Below are 4,880 nucleotides of genomic sequence, written 5' to 3' on the forward strand. Positions count from 1 at the left end.
CCGTGCCAGGGATAGCGGCCGAGCGCCACCAGTTCGCGCACGCTCATGCCGTCGGTGGGCGGCGTGAACTGCGGCATGTAGGCGACCTTGCGCGCGAACGCGCGGCCGCGCCAGCGGGCAAGTCCCTCGCCCGCGAACCGCACCGTGCCGACGCTCGGCGCCAGCTGGCGCGCGAGCAGCTTCATCAGCGTGCTCTTGCCCGAGCCGTTCGGGCCGATGAGGCCATAGACCTTGCCGGCATCGAGCGCGAGCGTCAGCGGCGCCAGAATCTGGCGGTCGCCGGCGTGAAACCCCACGCCCTCGAGCTCCCAGAGCGCCGCCGCCGTCACCATCGGTAGCTGAGCTGGCCGATCACGGTGCGGCCGTTGCCGTAATAGCAGCCGAAGAAGCCGCAGCTGGCCACATACGTTTCGTTGGCGATGTTGTTCACGTTGATCTGCGCCTTGTAGGGGCCCTTCTCGTAGGTGAGGGCGGCGTCGAAGAGAGTGTTCGCGTCGAGGAAGATGGAATTGTCGTCGAGCGCGTAGCGCGAGCCGACATAGCGCACGCCGCCGGCAATCCCCAGTCCCGCGAGGGTGCCGCTCTTGAAGCTGTACTGGAGCCAGACATTGCCCATGTTCTCGGGGACGTTGGCCGGCCGGTTGCCGGCATATTCGCCTTCCGTGATCTCGGCGTTCATGTAGGTGTAGTTGGCCAGCACCCGCCAGCCGTCGGCGAGGCTCATGGTGGCGGAGAGCTCCAGGCCCTTCACCTCCACCTCGCCGATCTGGGTCTGGTAGTTGATGCCGCCGATCAGCTCGTTGGAGAGCACGTTCTGCTGGCGGATGTCGTACAAGGCGGCGGTGAAGAAGGCGTTCCAGCCCACCGGCTGGTACTTCACGCCCACCTCGACCTGCTCGCCGGTGGAGGGCTTGAAGGCCGCGCCGCCGAGCACCGCCGGCATGTTGCCGATCACCGGCTCGAACGAGGTGGAATAGCTCGCATAGGGCGCGACGCCGTTGTCGAACAGGTAGGTCAGACCGATGCGGCCGGTGGTGGCGGCGTCGTTCTGGTCCTGCACCGTGTCGCCGAAATTGGTGTCGGTCGTGGAATCGACGCTGGCCCAGTCCTGCCGGATGCCGGCGGTCAGAAGCCACTTGCCGTAGCGGATCTGGTCCTGGGCATAGAGGCCGGTCTGGGTCACGGTGCCGTTCACCTGCGAGGTGTACCACGGCGTGCCGGGATTGATCGGCCCGTAGGTGGGCATCAGCAGGCTGATCGGCGGCGCCACCCCGAATTCGGTCAGGGTGTCCTGGCTGTAGCGGCGGAAGTCGACGCCCAGCAGCAGCTTGTGGCTCAGCGCCCCGGTCTGGAAATCGCCCTGGATCTGGGTGTCGAGGGTGAAGGTGTCCTGGTCCTCGCTGTTGGCGGAGGAGCCGCGGTTGGCGATGGTGGGGTTCGCCGGGTCGAGGGCGCTGTAATACAGGTTGGTGTAGTCCCAGTTCAGCGAGAGGTAGCGCCCGTTCTGGCGCACCTGCCAGGCGTCGTTGAAGCTGTGCTGGAACTCGTAGCCGATGCTCGCCAGCGTCCGGTTCGAGGAGTTGTAGTTGGGATCGCCGAGGAACAGGTTGGGCGACAGGAGATTCTGGCGCGGGCCGACGGTGTATTCCACCGGCAGGCCCACCGGCGAGCCGACCTCGTCGTACTGCACGTTGGCGAGGATGGTGAGCGAGGTGTCGGCGCCCTTCCAGGTGAGCGCCGGGGCGAAGAACAGGCGGTTGTCCTGGAGATAGTCGGTCTGGGTGCCGGAATCGCGGGCGAGGCCGGTGAGGCGGTAGGCGAAGTCCGTGCCCACCACGCCGCCCACGTCGAAGGCGCCCACATAGCGGTCGAACGAGCCGATCTGCCCCTGCACCTCGCCGAAGGTGGTGAAGGTGGGCCGCTTGCTGATCATGTCGATCAGGCCGCCCGGATTGCCCTGTCCGTAGAGCACCGAGGCCGGGCCGAGCAGCACGTCGATGCGCTCCAGGCCGTAGGGCTCGATGGAGGTCGCGCCCAATTCGCGCACCAGCTTCAGGCCGTTGAGATACTGGCTGTTGGCAGCATCGAAGCCGCGCAGCAGCGGCGCGTCGAAGCGCGGATCGGTGCCGAACGGTTGGCCCAGCACGCCCACCGAATAGTCCAGCGCCTGGCCGACATTCTGCACCTGCCGGTCGTCCATCTGGTCGCGCGTCACCACCGAGACCGACTGCGGGATCTCGAGGATCGGCGTGTCGGTCTTCGATCCGGTGATGGTGTTGCGCGCCACATAGCCCTGCACTGGCCCGGTGGGCGAATCGTTGCTGCGCCCCTCGACCGTCAGCTCTTCGAGCTGGGTGTCGGACTGCTGCGCCAGGACCGGCCCCGCGGCCAGCGCGCCGAGCGCGGTGCCGCACAGCAGGATTGTCCGGAATCGCGTGCGGGAAATCGCAGTCATTCTCTCACCTGTGCTGGCCATTGTCAGTTAAGAATCCTTCAAAACTGACGCAGGGCAGCGCCAGTCTTGCTTTCAGATCCTGATACCAACTCGATCGCAGCACGGATTGTCGGCTCCACTTGCAGTTTGACTGCTCTTGGCCTCTTATTGCACCGCAGGCTAGCCACGGCACGCAGCGAGCCGCACATTATATATTTTCTAAGTTTGTGCGCCCGCCCGCCCTTCGGCGTCGGCGTCGGCGCGATGCGGGCTCATCCATGGCGTTCCGACCACGCATGACCTCCTCCATCGAGGGCATCACGCTGCTCGACAGCCTGCGCTGGCGGAGCTGGAACGGCGTGGTGGCCGATGTCTGGCACGTGCATTGCGCGTCCGGCGCGCGCGGCAGCTACATCTCCCGCGACGCGCGCCTGTTCGTGGTGCTGGAGCGCGAGGAAGGCCATACCCAGCTCCAGCTCGCGCCGCATGGGGCGGACATCACCGCCTGCGCGCCGGTGCACATGAGCTACGTGCCGGCGGAGATGCCGCTGTGGTCGCGGGTGGAGACGGCCGGCGAGTTGCGCCACCTCGATCTGCATTTCGATGTGCCGACGCTGGCGGCGCGGATCGGCGAGGACCTCGATGGCGAGCGGCTCGCGACGCCGCGCCTCGGCTTCATGGACCCGCGCATCCACACCCTCGCCGGCCTGATCGCGCGCGAATGCCTGGAGCCGGAGGGGCACCACGACCTCTATGGCGACGGCCTGGTGCTGGCGCTGTTCATCGATCTGCTGCAACTGGGGCGCAGCCCCGCCGCGCGGCGCACGCCGCTGTCCGAGCGGCAGCTGCGCAGGGTGACGTCCTTCATCGAGGACAACAGCTTCAGGAACATCCGCCTGGAAGAACTGGCGGCGCTCACCGACCTGTCCCAATCCTATTTCAGCCACGCCTTCAAGGCGTCCACCGGCGTGCCGCCCAGCCAATGGCACATGCAGGCCCGCATGCGGCGCGTCCAGCACCTGCTGTCGTCGTCCGATTTGCCGCTGCGGGAGTTGGCGCTGGCGGCGGGCTTTTCCGACCAGGCGCATTTCACGCGGGTGTTCCGCCGCTTCTGCGGGGAAACGCCTGCCGCCTGGCGCCGCGCCCGCAGGGCCTGAGCGGGCCTGCCCGGCCGCACCGCGGGCCGCACCGGCATCGCTCAGGCGGTCGACAGCGCCGCCACCGGATCGAGGCGCGAGGCGTTGCGCGCCGGCAGGTAGCCGAACAGCACGCCGATCAGGCTCGCGCACGCCACCGCCGCCACCATGGACGTGCCGGAATAGACCAACTGGAAGTTCACGCCCAGGAGCTGGAACAGCGCGCCGGTGGCGAGCGCGAGGACGATGCCGGCGACCCCGCCCACCAGACACACCAGCACCGCCTCGATGAGGAACTGGTGCAGGATGTCGGCGCGCCGCGCCCCCACCGCCATGCGCACGCCGATCTCGGACACCCGCTCCGACACCGAAACCAGCATGATGTTCATCACGCCGATCCCGCCCACCACCAGCGCGATCACGGCGATGGCGGCGATCAGCGCCGTCATGGTCTCGGTGGTGGAGGTGATGGTCCTGCGGATGTCGTCGGTGTTGAGGATGAAGAAGTCGGTGCGGCCGTGGCGCTGGGCCAGCAAGCGGGCGACCTCGCGCTCCGCCGCCGCCATGGGCGCGTCGTCCGCCACCTTCACGGTGATGGAGCGCAGGGTGCTGCTGCCGAGGATGCGCGTCTGCACCGCCGTATAGGGCAGATAGATCGACAGGTTCTGGCTCGATCCGAAGCCCGACTGCTGCGGCGCGGCGACGCCCACCACGCGGCAGAACACGTCACCCACCAGGATCACCCTGCCGACCGGGCTGCCAGCCAGGGTGCCGAACAGCGTCTTGCGGGTGTTCTCGTCGATCACCGCATCGAGCGCGCGCGTCTTTACGCTCTCGGCGTCGAAGAAGCGCCCCGGCCGCGAGCCGGGTGCCGCGTGCCGCGAAATAGCCGACACCGACGCCGTTCACCAGCGCGCTGGCCTCCACCGCGCCGAACCGCACCGTGCTTTGGGTGGAGACGGTGGGCGTCACCGCGGCCACGTAGTGCTGGCGCGCGAGGGCGTCGGCGTCGGCTGCCACCAGGGTGGTGATGCGGCCCGAGCGGGTGTCGCCGAAGCTGCGGCCGGCGAAGATCTCCAGCGTGTTGGTGCCGAGGCTCGAGATGTTGGCGAGCACGCGCTGGCGCGAGCCTTCCCCGAGCGCCACCACGCACACCACCGAGGCGATGCCGATGATGATGCCCAGCATGGTGAGGAAGGTGCGCAGGCGGTGCGCGTTCATGGCGAGGAGCGCCATCGCGAACGCCTCCTTGAGCCGGTCGGCGCCGGCGCGCCAGCGGGCGAGGCCGCCCGCCGGGAGGAGGCGCGCGG

3 protein-coding genes and 1 pseudogene are annotated in these 4,880 nt (G+C 68.2%); 1 reads left to right on the top strand and 3 read right to left on the bottom strand.

Going from position 1 to position 4,880, the window contains the following annotated elements:
- Positions 1-332: ATP-binding cassette domain-containing protein (locus tag AC2W7M_RS19720; RefSeq protein ID WP_486134275.1), on the bottom strand; the 332-nt coding region annotated here is incomplete at its 3' end.
- Complete coding sequence (locus AC2W7M_RS19725; protein WP_486134276.1) at positions 326-2,455, bottom strand: TonB-dependent siderophore receptor; 2,130 nt, start codon at positions 2,453-2,455, stop codon at positions 326-328. The genes AC2W7M_RS19720 and AC2W7M_RS19725, both read right to left, overlap by 7 nt.
- Before the next feature lie 257 nt (positions 2,456-2,712).
- Here AC2W7M_RS19725 and AC2W7M_RS19730 point away from each other — a divergent pair, with 257 nt between their 5' ends.
- Positions 2,713-3,591 (top strand): helix-turn-helix transcriptional regulator, encoded by an 879-nt coding sequence (locus AC2W7M_RS19730; protein ID WP_486134278.1) that lies wholly within the window; start codon positions 2,713-2,715, stop codon positions 3,589-3,591.
- Between the two features lie 41 nt (positions 3,592-3,632).
- Here AC2W7M_RS19730 and AC2W7M_RS19735 read toward each other — a convergent pair.
- A pseudogene (locus AC2W7M_RS19735) lies at positions 3,633-4,880 on the bottom strand (ABC transporter permease); the annotation flags it as partial.

The sequence above is a fragment of the Xanthobacter sp. BG11Y11_SDJG genome (genome assembly GCF_057364445.1).